The organism is Streptomyces sp. NPDC005551, assembly GCF_042871785.1.
Classification (GTDB): domain Bacteria; phylum Actinomycetota; class Actinomycetes; order Streptomycetales; family Streptomycetaceae; genus Streptomyces.
On sequence record NZ_JBIAJE010000008.1, the window covers coordinates 155,324 to 172,370 of the forward strand.

Annotated in this window: 7 protein-coding genes; 3 read left to right on the top strand and 4 right to left on the bottom strand. The window is 65.6% G+C overall.

Features of this window, described 5'->3' with window-relative positions; genetic code table 11:
* Nucleotides 1-13 precede the first annotated feature (13 nt).
* Together ACFYP4_RS23770 and ACFYP4_RS23775 are read left to right on the top strand one after the other, a co-directional pair.
* Nucleotides 14-238, top strand: coding sequence for a helix-turn-helix domain-containing protein (locus tag ACFYP4_RS23770; protein WP_388787844.1), 225 nt, complete (start codon nt 14-16; stop codon nt 236-238).
* Complete coding sequence (locus tag ACFYP4_RS23775) at nt 238-1,347, top strand: tyrosine-type recombinase/integrase (protein WP_388787847.1); 1,110 nt, start codon at nt 238-240, stop codon at nt 1,345-1,347. Before ACFYP4_RS23770 ends, ACFYP4_RS23775 begins: the two co-directional genes overlap by 1 nt.
* A gap of 115 nt (nt 1,348-1,462) precedes the next feature.
* Here ACFYP4_RS23775 and ACFYP4_RS23780 read toward each other — a convergent pair whose 3' ends face one another.
* From ACFYP4_RS23780 to ACFYP4_RS23795, 4 genes are all read right to left on the bottom strand, one after another.
* Nucleotides 1,463-1,903, bottom strand: coding sequence for a hypothetical protein (locus tag ACFYP4_RS23780; RefSeq protein WP_388787850.1), 441 nt, complete (start codon nt 1,901-1,903; stop codon nt 1,463-1,465).
* 8 nt (nt 1,904-1,911) lie between these two features.
* Entirely contained in the window at nt 1,912-8,802 is a 6,891-nt protein-coding gene (locus tag ACFYP4_RS23785) for an RHS repeat-associated core domain-containing protein (protein ID WP_388787853.1), read from the bottom strand.
* Between the two features lie 94 nt (nt 8,803-8,896).
* On the bottom strand, nt 8,897-12,535 hold the full coding sequence (locus tag ACFYP4_RS23790; protein ID WP_358852847.1) for a LamG-like jellyroll fold domain-containing protein: 3,639 nt from the start codon (nt 12,533-12,535) through the stop codon (nt 8,897-8,899).
* 44 nt (nt 12,536-12,579) lie between these two features.
* Entirely contained in the window at nt 12,580-13,974 is a 1,395-nt protein-coding gene (locus ACFYP4_RS23795; protein ID WP_358852846.1) for an integrin alpha, read from the bottom strand.
* Nucleotides 13,975-14,814: 840 nt separating this feature from the next.
* Here ACFYP4_RS23795 and ACFYP4_RS23800 point away from each other — a divergent pair.
* Nucleotides 14,815-17,028, top strand: a complete 2,214-nt coding sequence (locus ACFYP4_RS23800) for a glycosyltransferase family 4 protein (protein ID WP_388787857.1) — start codon at nt 14,815-14,817, stop codon at nt 17,026-17,028.
* Nucleotides 17,029-17,047 lie beyond the last annotated feature (19 nt).

A 17,047-nucleotide genomic window follows, 5' to 3' on the forward strand; every position in this document is an offset into this window, starting at 1 on the left:
AAGGGGGCTGCGGATGAACGCGCAGGAACCCGCCCCGACCCGGCGGGGACTGAGTACGCCGGAAGAGCTGCTGACCGTGCCCCAGGTCATGGCCCGCCTCCAACTCGGCCGCTCCGCCGTCTACGACCTGCTCCGCACCGGCCAGCTCGCCTCGATCACCCTCGGTCGCGCCCGCCGCATCCCCACCCACGCGCTGACCGACTTCATCCGCACCCGCCTCGAACAGGAAGTCGCCTGATGACCACACCCCGAGACAACCCCGCCTCCCGCCGCGTACGCGCCAACGGCGACGAAACCCAGCGCAAGGACAGCCGCTGGGAAGCCGCCGGATACGTCCTCGCCCCCAGCAACGCCCGCAAGCGCGTCCGCGTCTACGGCACAACCCGCAAGGAAGCGCTGGCCAAGCTCACCGCTAAGGACGTCCGCACCTGGCTCAACCAGCTCCGCACCACCTGCCAGTGCTGCACCCGCGGCCTCGACACCGCCCGCGACCAACCCCTCTGCTGCGCCGCCGGAAAGTGCTGCTCCAAGCAGCTCTCACCCCTGACCCTGGCCTACGTGCACTCCGTCCTCAAGTCCGCCCTGGAGCACGCGGTACGTGAGGAGGAGATCCCGCGCAACGTCGCTCGCAATGTCCGCACCGGCACACCCCGCCCCCGCCGCTTCGAACCCCTCACCGCCGACGAAGCGCGCACGTTCCTGGCCACCACCAGTGGGCACCGGTTGCAGCCGCTGTTCGAACTCGCCCTGCGCACCGGACTCCGCAAAGGCGAACTCCTCGGCCTGCGCTGGGAAGACCTCGACCTGGCCGGCGGAACCGCCAGCATCCGACGCACCCTCCAGCGCACCAACTCCGGCGGCCTGACCGCCCTCCCGACCAAGACACAGAGTTCCGAACGGCGCATCGCCCTGCCGACACCATGCCTGCGCTCCCTCGAACAGCACCGCGACCGACAACGCCAGGAACGCAAAGCGGCAGGCAAGGACTGGCAGGACAGCGGCTACGTCTTCACCCGACCCAACGGTGCCCCGATCGAAGGGGCCACCCTCACCCGGCACTTCACCGCTCTGCTCCACCGGGCGAGGCTTCGCCGGATCCGTTTCCACGACCTCCGCCACTCGACCGCGACCCTCCTCCTGGAACAGGGCGTCGAACTCGTCGTCATCAAGGAACTGTTGGGACACGCCCACATCGGCGTCACCGCCACCGTGTACGCCCACGTCCGGCTCCGCCTCCAGCGCGACGCCATCGACCTCCTCAGCCACGCCCTCCATGGCCCCGCCGGGGCCGTCAACCGGCTCGATGAAGGCGGCGAACCGCCCCTCTGCGCCGCACCCGTCCGCTGACGTTGCCGTCAACTACTGCCGTCAGATACCCCAGAGGCCCCACCGGAAGAAATCTCCGGTGGGGCCTCTGCACTATTTCCAAAGGGTCGCCTCGGAAGTTCTCAGCCGCACAGAATTATTCCGAATCCGCCGGATCAGAATCCGTCACTGAGAGTCGGACCCCAAGGCATGAAATTACCTTCTCGAAGCTCGACGTCAGGAAGATCTGGAAGTAGTACCCGCCCGTCGGGCGATCATCGACATATCCGATGAGGAGTTCCGTATCTGCACACGCTTTGAGATCGGCAACTGCCTCAGCTACACCGATTGAAGGTTGCCCGGTTCGATTCATGGTCCGCATCCGACGGGAATAGATGGACGCGATCTCCCGCGTCGATGTCGGCTCGATCCATACTTCAAAATCGGCACCGCCAGTCAATGCGGACCTACAAAGGCGGAAGATCTCCCTATCACCTACGAGGAGTTCGGCGAGTTCCATCCGCTCCAAGTCACTTACCTCCAGGTCATAGCCTGCTGGGGCCAAGTTGTCGTGCTCGACCCCAGCAGGCTGTCTCATGCAGGACCCTACCCCCCTGGCAGAGTCCACGGCCCTCTGTTGATGCTGATCTCCGCGCCTCCTACCGGGCCTCGGAGCGCGTGCTCCATCTCCTCGTACGATTCCAAGTCCGTGCCGTGAATCTGAGTGTCGATTCCCTTCGGAACACTGGATCTTGGAATCCTCAGAACGATTCCACCCGGACCAAGCTCCTCTGCGGCATCAAGGGCCACGCCTTCATAGTCGTGGGTCCACGAGGTGAACTCGCTTTCGGTATTACCTCCTGCATGGCGCCCAGGGTCGGAATGGCCACCTCTGGGCACTGCGCGTCCCTGAAGGGCATCGTCATACGCAGGATGCCCCTTGGGAATTCCGCGATAGAGATACTCGCCCGCTTCATTGCAGTTGTGCACCAAGACCGGGGTAGTTCCAGCGAGTACATAGTACGTGTGCAGTGCGCTGACAGTGAGGTTGTGGACCGTGGCCGTCAGGGCCGTCCAGCGCCTGATCTTAGTGATCTGCGCGTCCATGCCGTCACTGGCCCGGACGCTCTCGCCCACACGCAGATCAGTCGCCTTGATCCACTCACCGAGTTCGGGAACCCAGATCGGGTGGCCGTCGGTCGCCGTGACCGACGCCGTCTTGGATCCCGCCTTCCCGTCGATGTCGATCGTGATCCTGACCAGATGCTTGAGTCCGGTTCCCTTGATCTCGGCAGTAACCGTCTCGCTCTCGGTCTTGCCGGTTTCCGGATCGGTTGCCAAGACCTTGTCGCCGATGTCGACGTCTCTGATCTTCTTCGTCGAGCCGTCGGCCATCAACACCCTGACGTCAGGGGTGAAGCTATTCTTTTCCTTTTCGCAGCCCACAGCGATCTCTGCGGCCTTGTCCGCAGCCTTCTTGCTGCGCTTCCACCCCTTGAACTCGCCCCACAGCTTCTTGCCGAGCCCGACGATCCTCTTACCCACCGCGATGGCCTTGTCGACCCGGAGTCCGTACTTCGCCGCGAGTCGGCCGAGCGGACCGCCGCTGATGAGTGAGGAGACGACGTTGACTGCTGTAGAACCACAGGCCCCCAAACTGCCCGTGGTGAAGCAGTCCAGCGCGTCCGTGATGCCCAGCTCGTCGGCGATGATCTTGCCGAGTTCCTTGGCGATGGCGATCGCGCGTTGCTTGGCCGCGTCCTCCCGTGCGCGCGCCTCGTCCCGCTTCTGGTCGGCGGGCGTGTACGACGCGCCGTAGTCAGGGGTGTCGGCTACGGCGCCGCGCTTCTTCGACGGCCCGGGTCCGCACTCGTTCCAACCGCCCACACAGTCCGCGAGCCGCAGCCCCGACGCGTCGCTGAAGCTGACCGGACTGTTGTTGGCGTACGCGTAGCCGTTGATCTGTTGCGGGTCGTTGTAGTCGATGATCGGGTCGGCCGAGATGAAGCGACCGGTGTCGGAGTCGTACTCGCGGGCGCCCAGGGTGGTCAATCCCGTGGACTTCTGGATCGTGCCACCGACGAATCCCTTGTCGTTGACCCACAAGGAGCCGGAGGACGACGTCTCGTCACGTGTGTTGCCGAACGGATCCGTCCGTCGGCGGGACGTCGCGCCCGTCTTGGCGTCGATCGAGAGTTCCGCCGTGCCCTGGTGGTCGGCGGCGAGGAAGTGCACCCCGCTCGCATCCCGCATCGCAACCGTCGTCGCGCCGAAGGTGTAATAGCGAGTGGCAGTCACCTTGGAGGTGGCCTTGTCCAGGCGGAGTTCCATGCCCGGCAGGTAGAGGGTCTTCTCGGTCGTCGTGTCGCGCAGGATGCGCTGACCGGACGCGTCGTACTTGTACGACGTCACCGTCTTGTCGGCGTTGGTGACCTGCGTCAGCTCGCCCTGCTTGTCCCAGTCCAGGGTTTGCGAGTCACCGGACAGCACACGTGTCCTGGTGTTGCCCTTGGCGTCGTACGTGTACGAGTCCTGGGACGTGACCTCGGGTGTGGTGCCGGTGGCCGCGGTCTTCTCCACGACCGACGAAACCGTGTGCGGACCGGAGTTCGTCCCGTTCGGTCCCGAACCCACCCCGTACTTGTACGAGCGGGTCGCGGTACCGGCTCCCTTCAGACCGTGCCGGATCTCGCTCGTGCGGTTTCCGATGGAGTCGTAGTCGTACTCCGTCCAGTAGGGCGACACTCCGCCGACCGTCGAGGCCGACGCGTCCGAAGAGCATGCCGCGTCCGCATTTCCCGTTCCGGACGCTCCGTTGGGCGTCGTAGAAGAGGTCCAGGCATCCGTAAGGCGGCGCAGCCCGTCGTAGGTGAAGCACTGCACGTCGTTCGTGCCACCGCTCGGGGTGTCCGCGATGGAGAGGATGTTCCCGCTGGCGTCGTAGGTGTAGTCGGCCTCGTACGCGGCGTTTGCGGCAGCCTCGACTCTCACACTGGCGTTCTTGAGCCGGTCGGTGCCCTTTTCGTAGGTGTACGACAGCCAGGACTTCTTGTCCGCGGACCCACCTGTGTACAGCTCCAACTGCTCAAGGTTGGAGGTGGGTGAGTAGGTCACGTCGCTGACGTAGCTGAGGCCGCCGATCGAAGTCTTGAGGCCGGCCAGCCGCTGAAGGTCGTCGTAGTCGTACGAAAGAGCCTCGGGCGTCAGGTCACCGGCGGCAGGCAGCCCCTGCCCCTGCACCGTCCCGTCGTCGTTGTACTGCGTGGTGTACTCGTAGGTGCCACCGAGCAGCGGTTCGGCCGTCTTCGACAACGTGTACTTCGCCGAGGTCGGCTGGTAATTGTTGTCCGCGTCGAGGACCGGGTAGATCACCGACGAGTAGACCGCGCCATCCTTGTACGTGTACGTGCCGTACAACTCGCCCTTGACAATGGTGTCATATTTCGTCACTGACAGTTTGGTTCCGGTGTCCGGCTCGCCCTGCCAAGTCGAGACTGCACGGCCCAGTTCGTCGTATTTCGTCGAAGTCTTGTCGCCGTTGGTCGTGACGGAGGTCTGCCGGTCCATCACGTCATATGTGAACGTGGCGTCACCGGTGTCCGGGTCGGAGGTCTTCTTCTTCCGGCCCAACTGGTCGTACTCGTACGTCCAGACGTTCCCGGCGTCGTCGGTGACCTTCGACAGCTGGCCGGCGGGCGTGTACCCGTACGACGTCGTGACCGCGGCGCCTACCGCGGGGTACTCGATACGGTTCGTCGCCCGGTCCCGTGCGTCGGAGACCACCGTCGTGGTCGGCTGCCCCGCAGGCGGGTTCGTCGTCACCCGGTCGCCGCCGTAGGTGTACGACGTACGGTACTTCTCGGTCCCGGCGACATTGAAGATCGTCGCCTTGGTGCGGCCCGCGCCGTCGTACTCCGTGACCGTTTGCGCGTGCAGGTCCGAGTTGAGCGGCTTGAAGAGTGTGGCGGACGGGGCACCGGACGCGTAGTAGGTGTCGTTGATCTTCACCACACGGTTGGAACCGTCATAGAGAGTATCGGCGACCATGCGGCCGCCGTCCGCACCCTCGGTCTGCTCCTGGCGCGGTCGCAGCAGGCCGTCGTACAGGGTCCACTCGCTGCCGTACGAGGTCCCGTTCTTCTCGATCTTCTCCGTGTGGACGGCGACCGGTCCGGAGTCACCGCGAATCAGGTACTCGTACTTCAGCGAAGGGGTCAGACCGACGCGGTCGGGAAGCCAGACGGAGGTCAGCCGGCCCAGGCCGTCGTAGGCCAGCTCGGTGCGCTTGCCGTTCTGGTCGACCTTGGCGGTCGCCATGCCCCACTGCGGGGCGTACTCGGTCGACGTCGTCCAGTCCAGGGTGTTGGTGACCGTGGACTTGGTGGCGAGACCGTAGGCGTTCTCCTGGTATACGGTCCTGGTGGTGTGCGACTCCGCGTCCTTGACGGTGAGCGGGCGCCCGTAGGAGTCGTACGTCGTGTCGGCGGTCGACCGGTACGTCGCCTGGGTGCCGTCGTGCGCAGTCAGCTGCTTGGTGAGCGTCGCGTCGCCCTTGATGGGTGCCGCGCCCAAGGTGGTCGAACCGTCGTACAGCGTCAGGTCGTCTGAGATGACCTGGGTGGCTCGCTTCGGGGTGGTGGCGCAGTCGACGGAGACCTTCTCGGTCCGCGAGACGTACGCGTACATGTTCTTGCTCGCGTTGTCCGCGTACTCGGTCCGCGTGCACTGGTTGTCGGCCGCCACCCCGGTGTCACCGTAGTCGGCCACTTGGAGAAGACGCCCGGTCTTGTCGTCGTACGTGTTGACCGACTTCGTGGTGCGCCAGGTGCCTGCCGTCAGAGCCGTCTTGGTGGTGGTGCTTCCGCTCTTCTGGACGTAGCGCGCGTAACGCGTGCCCCAGTCCTTGGCCCGGGTGGCAGTCACCGCCGACCACGGCTTGCTGACGGATTTCTCGGTGATGACGGCGCCGTTGTAGGTGATCGTCTCGAGCTCGGAGCCTGCCTTCCAGTCCGAGTCGGCATAGCTGGTGCCGTCGGAGTCCGTGACCGAGACCGAGCGGGTCGTCCCCACGGCATTGACGTCTCCGTCGAGACCGCGGAAGAAGGTGTGCTCGGTCTTCGTGTTCGAGGCGGAGTTCGTGCCGTCGGAGGTCTCGACGCGAACCTTGCCGTAGCCACGCCAGTCGCCCCAGGTCCGGTACTCGGACTTGGTGATGCCGTCCGCCCTGGCCTTCCGCCAGCCCGCGTCACCCAGATACGTGTAGGAAGTGACCTGGCTCGGGTTGCCACCGGTCAGGTCCTGCTCGACGACAGAGGCGACCACGTACTTGTGGAACCAGTCCACGATCGGGTCGGCGACTCCCGGCGGGTTCCACTTCACCGGGAAACAGCGCTTGGCAGAGGAGTCCTCGGCGGGCACGCTGCTCGTGGTGCACTGCGTGTCCGCGTAGTTGACGCTGAGCATGCTGCCGGACTCGCTCTTCACACCGGCGAGGCGGAAGCGGTAGAAGGGCTGCAGATTGTCACTCGGATCGTCGACGCGGTTGGCAAGCTGTATGCCGTGCAGTTCGACGGACGGCACCGACACGTCGGTGCCGACCTTGCCGGTGTGCTTGATGTCGTTCAGCCACAGGGACTTGGAGCCGTCACCATTGTCCGTGAAGATGTGCGACAGGCCCCATTCATCGACCGGGGTATAGGTAGAGTCACCGGTCCGGATCTGCGTAGTGATCTTGGTGATCTTCTTGCGGGTCCAGAAGGTCGGCGAGTTCTGGCCCGCACACTTGGTGTCGGCCTTGCAGTTCTGATCCCAGGGCACGTCCGGCCAGTCAGCGGCCGTGGAGGCCGTCAGGGCGCTCGCCGAGCAATCGGTCAGTGCGCCGATGCAACGCTCCGCTGTGGTGAAGACGACCTGGGCGGCGGGCTTGGTGGAGTAGGCCTTGCCCTCGCGCTGACCGTAGTCGACGCGCTTGAGATATCCGCCGCGGACGTACGACTTGCCGTTCTCGCCGGTCTTCAAGCCCTGCGTGTAGTAGTTCGTCTCTTTGCCGTAGAAATACGACATCACGTTGCCGTGCGGGTCGATGACGTGGTCGAGGTTCCAGCGCCAGGCCTGCGTGCAGTACGCGTTCGCGAAGGTCGCGTTGTAGCACGGCTCACCGGAGTCGTCGCCGTACACAGGAACGGCCCAGGTGGAGTCGGTCTCCTCGTTACCGCTCGCGTAGCCGGGCAGCCGGTTCAGACCGAAGAAGTACTGGGTGCCATCGACTGTAGTGACCTTCCAGTACTCACCGTCGTTGTCACCGTTCGAGGCCCCGGTCAGATGCTCGACCTTGGAGTTGTCATCGTTACTGATCCGCCACCCGCCGGTGGTGTCGTCCTTGATGATCTCCCCGGACGTGCCGCCCGTGAGCGAGAGCGTCGCGTTGTCGAACGCCCAACACTGGTCACCCAGGTTGGTTGCCTGACCGTCATCCGCACAGCCCTTGTAGCTGCGCTCGATGAACCCGGGATCGTAGGAGAATCCCTGACCGGCCCAGGAACCCTGGTTGTTGGTCGTGGCTGTCTGGCCGTCGATGGACTGCGAGTTGTAGCTCAGTCCGACCGTCGGCTGCATCCCACCCGGCACCGGAGGGGTCGTGATCGGGTACGACCACGTGAAGGCTCCGGAGCTGGTGTCCACACCCCACTCCGAGGAGGGAGCCAGGCTGGTCGCCTTGTAGTCGCCCTGGTCACCGCCGGCGCTGGCGGTGGCGGCGAGTACCGTAGCCGACGGTGCGACGGCGGCACTTGCGGTGACCAGCTGCGCGGTGTCGCCCGACGTGTCGGCGGCCGCGTTCACCTTCGCTGTGAGAGTCTGCCCCGCGGCGTCGTTGCTGCTGTGCAAGTACGTCGGTGTGGAGCACCCCTTCTTATCAGGCGTGGTCAGTACACACTCCGGGTACTGCACCAGCCGCAGCCGCGAGCCGTAGCCGCCGCCGTAGGCATCCGCAAAGTCCGAATAATCCAGGGACACCTGAGCGGTCCCCTTTGTTCCTCCCCTGTCCGCACGAGCGACGGTGAACAGCATGCCGTCCACGCCGGCAGCCCAGGTGGCCTTGCGGCTCAGTACCTCGACCCGCACGGACCGCGCGTCCTTCTTGCCCCCGGTGGCCTTGGCGGTAAACGGAAGCCCCTTGGCCTTTTCCGCCTTGCCTGAGAGGGCTATCTCGGCGCTGCCCGCCTTCGGCCAGTGCGCTTCGTCCGCACGCTTGACAGCGGCCTTCCCGGCAGCGTTGACCTTGCCGAACTGCTTGGGTTTGCCATTCGTGCCGCGGACCGGATCATCGAGGTCCGTCTGCGCCTTCGGCCTGGTGAGGCCTCCGTCCCCGGCAGTCGCCGGGGGTGCGTACTGGGGCAGCAGCCCGATGGACAGCGCCAGGCCGAGGACCAGCGCGGCGCGGCGTCTACCGCTGCGCAATGCCGGTCCGGACGACCGGAACCAAGGGGGCGAGGACATGACATCTCCATCGGACTCGGGGCATGCTGGGGAATTGATGGACGTAAAAGGGAATGCGCGGATGGGCGAACTGCCGCCCACCCGCGCGTCGGGGTTATGCCGAGGTCTCGTCGATGCTGGCGCCGGCCGGCATGACCGCAACCAGCGTCACCAATGAGGCATCCAGCGGCCCCTGGTACATGCGCACCTCGTCAACCGCACCGGCGAAGTACTCGCTCGCGGTCGCACCCTTCAGTGAGCGGCCGACCTGAAGACTCGTCTTGGTGAAGTCCCAGGTGTTGTCCCATGGCGCGGTCGCCACCGCCACACCGTTGACATACAGGAGTACGTCACCGAAGACCGCGTTGTAGACGAGTGCCACGTGGTCGCCGTCCCCCTCCGAGCTCGGCACGTCACCGTTGTCGAGCACCGTGGTGGTCACGGCAGTGGCCGCGTCCGCGGATGTGACGGTCAACTGCCAACGACGGTCCGCGGCCGAGTACTTCACGGATACCGCACTTCCGTTGGTGCCCGACACCGACATCACCGTCTGGTTCGCCGAGGGATTCGCCGCGGCGAGCCGGGCACGAGCGGTGACCGTGAAGCTGTCCTCCGCGGTCAGCAGACCCGCGGCTCTGGACGCGTAGGCGCTCGTGCCATTCAAAGCCAGGTGGCCGTCGCCCCAGAGGGGTTCAGCCGGAGGCAGGCAGTCCGGGTCGAGTTCGGGGTCACAGGAGTCATCGGGCAGATAGACGGAGGCTCCGCCGGCCAGCGCCAGCCCGGTACCACCGCTGGACTCAGGAGAAACACCGGACGTCGCCTCGTCAACCTGCCAATAGGCGAGTTGGTGCGGCTGAATGCCGCCCAGCTCCTGGCCCTCTGTCTCCGGGATCACCCGGTCGTGGAGTTTCACGTCCGCGACACTGCCCCTGAGGTAATTCGTGTAGCCGCCCAGCGAGATCTTGCGGCCGATCTGCAGCGAGCCGGTAGCGTTCCACCTGGTGTGCCGCGCCTGGACGTCGTCCGCGACCAGGACGCCGTTGACGTACAGCATCATCTTGCCGGTCACACCGGCCTCGGCGTCGTACACCCCGATGAGGTGAGTCCAGCTGCCTGCGACAGCAGCCGCTCCCGAGACCTTCCAGGTGCCGAGGGACTCCATGTCGCTCAGGGGAATCCGGAAGGTCCAGGACGCGCTGTCCACGTCGTAGCCGAGCTCGAAGCCGGGCTGCGCCGTGCCGTCCTGACTGACGACCGTGACGTTCTCGGTGGGCAGCGAGGGCAGCATGACCCAGGCGCTCACAGAGAACGTGCCACTGGTGTCGACCGCCGGCCTACTTGTGGTCAGGTAGGCGTTAGCCGTGCCGTCGAACGAAGCCGCGGTGTCGGTGGAGCCGAGCGGCCCCTGAGCACCGAAGGTCACACCCGACCCGGCTGCCGCGTTGGGCGCACCGCTGCTGCCCGCGCCCGCTGTCGATCCCTTCGCGTCACCGAGCGTCCAGGCGGCGATTGGAGCACGGCCGTCGCTGACGAGAAAGACGTGCGTGGTCGGCGTCTTCTGAATGTTGCCCGCTCCGTCGATGGCGGAGACATGCAGGTAATACGGACCCTCACCAGGCGGCATCCAGCGGATGGTCGCCGGACCGCCGACGGACGTGGCGGTCACGGTCACAGGCGTGTTCACGGCGAGCGGACCGGTGAAGTAGTACCTGTACTTGGCCACGTCGGCGGAAGGCGAGTCCATGGTGAAGCTGCCGTAGTCCCCCGTGCCCGCGTGCCACGCCTCGTCGTTGGGATACTGAGGCGAGGTCACAACACTGGACTTCGGTTTGCCGGTGTCGTAGATGAACTCACAGCGGTTCTGGTCGCCGTCGGTGGACCACGGACCGTAGGAGGTCTGGTCGTATCCCTGGACCGCCCAGGCGATCGTGGTGGCCGGCGGGATGGTGAACCCCGCTTCGCCGTCACCTGAGACGTCACTGCCGATGGTGTAGGAGAAGAAGGCCTGGCCGGTCTGGCCCTTGCCCCTTGTGCTCACCCTGCCGGTCGTCGCGTAGTGCGTGACCGTGGCACCCGAGCTGCTCGTCCACCAGACCTTGAAGCGCGCCTGCAGGCTCTCGGATTTGCCTCCGGTGTCGTTGTGGTCGTAGTCCTTGATGACGGCTGTGACGTGCGGAGTCTCTGCCACGTAGTGCTCGGTGGCATGCCCGTACTCGCAGGCGCCACCCGGGGTCATCTCCAGCTGGTCCGTGTCCGGCTGCAGCGGCGGGCGGTTGTACGTCACCTCCAGGTGGGCGTTGCCGCAAAAGCGCTTCCAGTACGCGGTGTCGGACTCGCTGGCCGCCTTGAGGCGGAACGTGGTGGTGTCCCAGCCGCTGTCGGCCGCCTTCTGGACGGTGCTCCTGACGTCGAACCGCACGTTCTGATTGGTCGACGTACATGAACCGGCCGGATTCGTGGGTGACTTCGAGTCCAACGTGCCCTTGGAGGACGGCTGATTCGACCAGTTCGTCGACGCGCTGATCGCGCTCGCGCCACTGCTGTTCACGCGGGCCAACTGCACTTCGCGGGCCGAGGTGCTGTATGTGTGCACCATCGTCACGGCGAATTCTGCTTCGACGATGTCCTTGCTCTCGAACGTCCCCGTCGGGATCGCGAAGAACTGCCTCTTCACGTCCACGCTGCTGGAGCAGCGGTAGGAGACGTCGGAGGGGCACTTGCCGACGCCCTCGTCGTCGTCGAACTTCCAGAAGGAGGACGACGAGAAGTTCGAGGACACCATGGTCCAGCTGGAACGGTTGGCGGTCTTTACCACGGGATCGATATAGACCGGGTACACCGTGTCCTTGTTGGAGAGCAGATCCGCGTCCGGCGTGAGCTTCATCGCGCCCGATGCCATGTCCAGCGACACGTCGGCCACCTGCGCGCCGTCAGGCGGCGTAGCGGCCTCGGACTCCGCTTCGGCCGAGGAGGGCGAGACGGACGGTTCGGCGGACGTCGACATGTCGGCCTGGTGGCTGGAGTCCCACATCAGGGGCTGCGGGGCTTCGAACACCGTGCCCCCGGACGCGCTGTCCACGGCCGTCAGACCACCGCCCTCGGACTCCTCCAGCTTGACGGCCGACGAGTCGACCGGCAGGACGAGTTCGGCCAGCTCGGGGCTGGCCGCCGCCTTGGCGTTCTTGACCACCAGGACGTGCGAGAAGCCCTCGGCGCTTGCCGTGACCTTCAGATCCACGCCGGGCAGGACGTTTCCGTAGGTAGCGGTCGAGCCGTCGATCTTCGGTTTCGGCAGTTTGTTCACCCAGTCCAGCGCGAGAGAACGACCGTCTTTCTCGATCTGCGCGAACGTGTCGTCACCGCCACCAGAGAACCGCATCGCGCTCAGGGCGGCTCTGGGAGCGAACGTCCCGTTCGCCTGCTTGACCAGAGTGGTGTCGATCGGCGTCCACTTCCCGTTCTTGCGGGTGCGGACAGGCTGAACGTATTCGGAAACAGTGAAGGTGCCATCCGGGTTCGCGACCGTGCTGCTCCGCTCGTCGCGCAAGCTGCCGATCTCGACGGACTTGCCCGTCCGGGCAGCCTTTGACTGCGCGGCGTCCTGGGTGAGCGCGGGGTCCGACGAACCGCCGGCGCTGCTGGCCTCGGCGGCGGCGGGGGTTGCCCTGCCCGGGGACGGGAAGCCCCCCAGACCCGCGACCAGCAGCGCGGTGACGGCCGTGGCGATGGTGGCTGTACGGTGATGGGCCGTCATCCGGGACTTCACAGTGATTGGTCTCTCTCCTCGCATGTCGCCGGTCACCCGACCGTTCCGAACGCGACACCGACATCGGGCAGTCCGCCCGAGCCCGGCTGGTACGTGGTGGTGCCGGTACTCGTCGTCCCGTCGATGTCCGTCCAGGAGAGGACGTAGAGCGCACCCCTGGGTGCGGACGAGGCCTTGCTGTAGGGCACGCCGACGTAGAGTTTGCTGGCACCCGAAGTCAGGGCGAAGCCGTTGTAGTCGCGATTTGTGGCCGTACCTGGCAGACCCGATCCACGGGTCAGGAGCTTGTCGGCAGCGCCGATGGCGGCCAGCGGCCGGAAGATCTGCACGGCGCCCGCGTCCTTGACCGAACCGGTGTCCTTACCCGGAGCACCGACTGCCAGCCGCACGGTGTCCGCGCTGGTGACGACATCGGTGTTGGTGTTGGCGATCGTCACTCGCTGACCGAAGAAGTCCCCGGCGACCGCCTCCCCTTCAACGTCGGGGACGGTGGCGTCGATCGCTGTGATCTCTGTGTACGCGCCGGAGGGCTGGATACGTATCACCGCGGCACCGCCCGCGTCAGGAACAGTACCGATGTCCTCACCAGGGGTGCCGATGGCCAAGAGGACGTCGGAGTTGTACGTCTGGTCGCCGGGGCGGTAATGCGTCATGGAGACTGATGCTCCGAAGTTGTCGCCGGGCTCTGCGGTGCCGGTTATGCCGGTGGCATCCTGGTCGAGTCCGGCCAGGGGGGTGGGCAGACCGTCGGCGACGGTGTGGTTGAAGATCGTCACTCCGCCGGCGAACTTCGTGGCCTCGATCCCCTCCCCCGGTGCACCTGCCGCGAAGTAGCGGTTGGTGCCTGCCAGCGAGTACCCGAAGCGGTCCTGCGCCTCGACGATGCCGGGAACTCCCGCGTCGTCCTGGTTGACGGTGGTCTTCGTGGACCCCTGTATGTAGTGCACACATCCAGCGTCGGAGTAGGTCTTGCCGCCGCTGGTGACGTTTTCGCCGGGAACTCCGACGGCCAGGTAGGGCGAACCGGTCGAGGTGTCCCCTGCCTTCACCGCGTAGCCGAACCAGTCGTAAGCCTCTGTCGTGGTGTTGGAGTCGAGACCGGACTGGCTGTAGCTCTCGATCTTCGAACCGGCGCCGAGGCCGGTGGGCGTGCCGTGGATGACGTAGACGGCTCCGGCGTCGATGAGCTTGGCGCCGTCCTTGGTCACATCCTCGTACGGGACGCCTACCACCAGGTCGGTACACCCATCCCGGTCGGCGTCATAAGAGGTGCGGGAGAAACCGAAATGATCCCCGGGCTCAGGCGTGGCATTCATTCCGCTGGTCGCCTGCGAAATTTCGAACATCCCTTTTCCGCCGCCCAGAATGACACGCACCAACCCGGCACCCTTGGCGCCGCCCACGGTTGCGTCCGGGTCGGCGATCACGGTGTCAACGACGCTGTCACCGTTGAAATCGGTGGATGTCCCTGCCGTGCAAGTGGCTGCCGCAGCCGCTTGAGAGACGCCCAGACAGGAAAATCCAGCTGTCGTCAAGAGGGCGGAAACGGCCACCCCCACGATTCCGGCCGTATCGGCTCGCATACGCACACCCCACCCCTATGAATGCTGCGCGAGCCGGTCGCGGATCTCCCTAGCCCACGCAAAACAACCGCAAAGTTAGCGACCCCTGAACCACGCATGTCAAGCGCGTGACCGTTTTACGCATGTAAGGTGCAATCGATTAATCACAAAAGGGCGCAAGTGCACCTTGTCGCCGATACCGCGCGAGTCGGACAGTACGCTCTGTAAGCGCTTGACACCGCTGCTGTATGCGATTCATAGTCTCTTCACCACGATCACCTGGGTGCTTCGCGGACTCTTCACAACGGCCTGTCGGCAATGGCGGTCACCACCGTGAACCGCCCAAGGCTGCTACCAGGAAACAGGAGAGCGGACCATGCGTCGGCCGTGGCACTTATCCTTCTTAGGCAATTCAGTTCGTCGGCCATTCATGCGCACGGGGCGGACCCAACCTGTCAATCACCGCGGCGTCGACCTCAGTTCCGCCGGAGAACATCATCACATCGGTGGAACCTGGGATTGCGCGGCATCCACTCGATTTTATGCTGCACCTTCTCCTAGAGATTTCCGGTGCGAGGTTTCCGAGCGGTCCCGTTTGACTGAATCCTTTACAGGCACAGGTCATGCGAGATTATCGGACAGGCATCTGTCGAATCGCGGCATCGTGCCGCCCGGCGCGGTGACACATTTTCGGCCATTGGCTGGATGGGCGAGCGCAGTGACCGTGCCTGCGCGAGGATGTCAGCGCATGGGAATACCCATCGAACGCATCATGACCACTTCGTGCCCGCCAGAGGCGAGGTCCTTAGGCACAACAGGGTCGGAAGCATGAAGATCTGCTTCCTGCTGCACAACGCCTACGCGATCGGCGGCACCGTCCGATCCACGCTGAACCTGGCTGGAGCCCTGGCCGTGCGCCACGAGGTCGAAATCGTGTCGGTCTTCCGCACCGATGAGAAGCCTCTGCTGGGAATCAGCGCAAAGGTGCGGCTGACACCTCTGGTCGACGAGCGCCCCGACGCCGCCGTGTCCGAGGGCGAAAGCGCCCTCATGGCGCGCCCCTCCGAGGCCGTACCGCCGACCGAGGTCCTCGCTCATCGCTACAGCGCGCTGAGCGACGAGCGGCTTCGCGCCTTCCTTGCCGCGACCGACGCCGACGTCGTTGTCGCCACCCGGCCCGCACTCGTCGTCTTCCTCGCGCAACACGGCGCCCGACGCTATCTGCGCATCGGACAGGAACACCTCTCGTACGACAACCACGTCCCCGAGGTCCGAGCCGCCCTGAACCAAGTCATCGGGCATCTCGACGCGTTCGTCACCGTCTCCGCGCAGGACGCGGCCGACCACCGCGCGCGGTTGCCCCGGTCCAGGACCCGCATCATCGACATACCCAATGCGGCACCGAAGCCCAAGTCCGAACCCTCGGACGGACGGGCCCCGTTGGTGATGGCGGCGGGACGGCTCATGCCCGTCAAACGCTACGATCTGCTCATAGAGGCCTTTGCTTCGGTCGTCGCCGTCCGGCCCGAATGGCAGCTCCGCATCTACGGTCAGGGCCCCGAACGCTCCAGACTGCGCGCCCTGATCGACACGCTCGGGCTGAGCGACCACGCGTTCCTCATGGGAGCACACCCGGCCATGGAGACAGAATGGCCCAAGGCCTCCGTCGCAGCCGTCAGCTCCGACTGGGAGTCGTTCGGCATGACGATACTGGAGGCCATGCACGCGGGGGTGCCTGTGGTGGCGACGGACTGCCCGCACGGGCCCGGCGAGATCATCACCGCCGGCTTCGATGGGATTCTCGTACCGGCGGGAGATCCGGACGCTTTCGCGGCCGCGCTGCTGAAGTCGATCGACGACGAGGGCGGACGACGTCACATGGGTGCGGCCGCCCGAGCGACTGCTCGGCGCTATGCACCGCGCCGTATAGCCGAGCAATACATGCAACTGATCGCCGAGTTGGCCGAAGCCCGAACGCCGGCGGTCCTCAAGCTCGGACGCCGGCTGGTCCGCGTGGCGGGCGTCTCGCGTCTCCCACGCCCCAACGACCCGTCGGCATCGCAGGCCTCGGCCGTGCGCACGTCCCCGACCGCGCACGGCCGTCCTCATGTGCTGCGCCCGAAGGCCACGTGCCGGGCGACCCCCGAATGCAACCTGAGCATCGCGGTGTCGGGCATCCGCGGAGAGCTGCTGGAGCTGCTGCTGACCCGCCGTCACGGCGACGACGAGGTGCGCGTGCCACTGCAGCAGCCGGACGCGGAGAATGGTCCCTGGACCGCTGAACTCCACCGTGGCGACCTCGACCTGTCAGAAGGCCGCTGGGATCTGTATGTGGAGCGCTCCGCAGGACGGCCAGCGGCTGGGGTCGCCGAACGGCGTCGACTCAAGGCCGCGCTCGTCGAGCAGCGTGGTCTCCTGGCCGCCGCCTTCCCCCCGGACGGCGCGGTCACCTGGTGGATTCCGTACACCACGAAGGACGGCTTCCTGGCGCTACGCACCTTCCGCCGCTCCTCGCACGCGGAGGTGATGACCCTCCGGGTCGAGGACGACCGCGTACGGCTGGCGGGACTGCTGCATGGGGCCCGCCTGGGCGAGGGCGCCGCATTGCTCGGGGTCTCCCGGAGCGAGGACGCGGTCGGCTTCGAGACGGCTCTGCCGACGGTCGAGGGGCGGCGGTTCGAGGTGGCCCTGACTTCCCTTCCCGGACCGGTGGGCGCGGAGAAGTCGATGTGGGACTTGTTTCTGCGTCCGAACCGGGGCGAGGAGCCCGTCCGGATGGGCCGGATCGCCGATGACATCGTGGACCGGAAACAGACGAGCAAGTACCCGGAGGCCCAGTTGGCGACTCCCACAGGCGCGTCGGTCGGGGTCCGCCCGTTTTTCACTGTCACGAATGACCTGACGATCAGCGCCGGCTGATTACGGATTCCTTCGGTGG

Coding starts and splice junctions, on each gene's coding strand:
- ACFYP4_RS23770 (WP_388787844.1), top strand. CDS start 14: ATGAACGCGCAGGAACCCGCCCCGACCCGGCGGGGACTGAGTACGCCG.
- ACFYP4_RS23775 (WP_388787847.1), top strand. CDS start 238: ATGACCACACCCCGAGACAACCCCGCCTCCCGCCGCGTACGCGCCAAC.
- ACFYP4_RS23780 (WP_388787850.1), bottom strand. CDS start 1,903: ATGAGACAGCCTGCTGGGGTCGAGCACGACAACTTGGCCCCAGCAGGC.
- ACFYP4_RS23785 (WP_388787853.1), bottom strand. CDS start 8,802: ATGTCCTCGCCCCCTTGGTTCCGGTCGTCCGGACCGGCATTGCGCAGC.
- ACFYP4_RS23790 (WP_358852847.1), bottom strand. CDS start 12,535: ATGACGGCCCATCACCGTACAGCCACCATCGCCACGGCCGTCACCGCG.
- ACFYP4_RS23800 (WP_388787857.1), top strand. CDS start 14,815: ATGGGCGAGCGCAGTGACCGTGCCTGCGCGAGGATGTCAGCGCATGGG.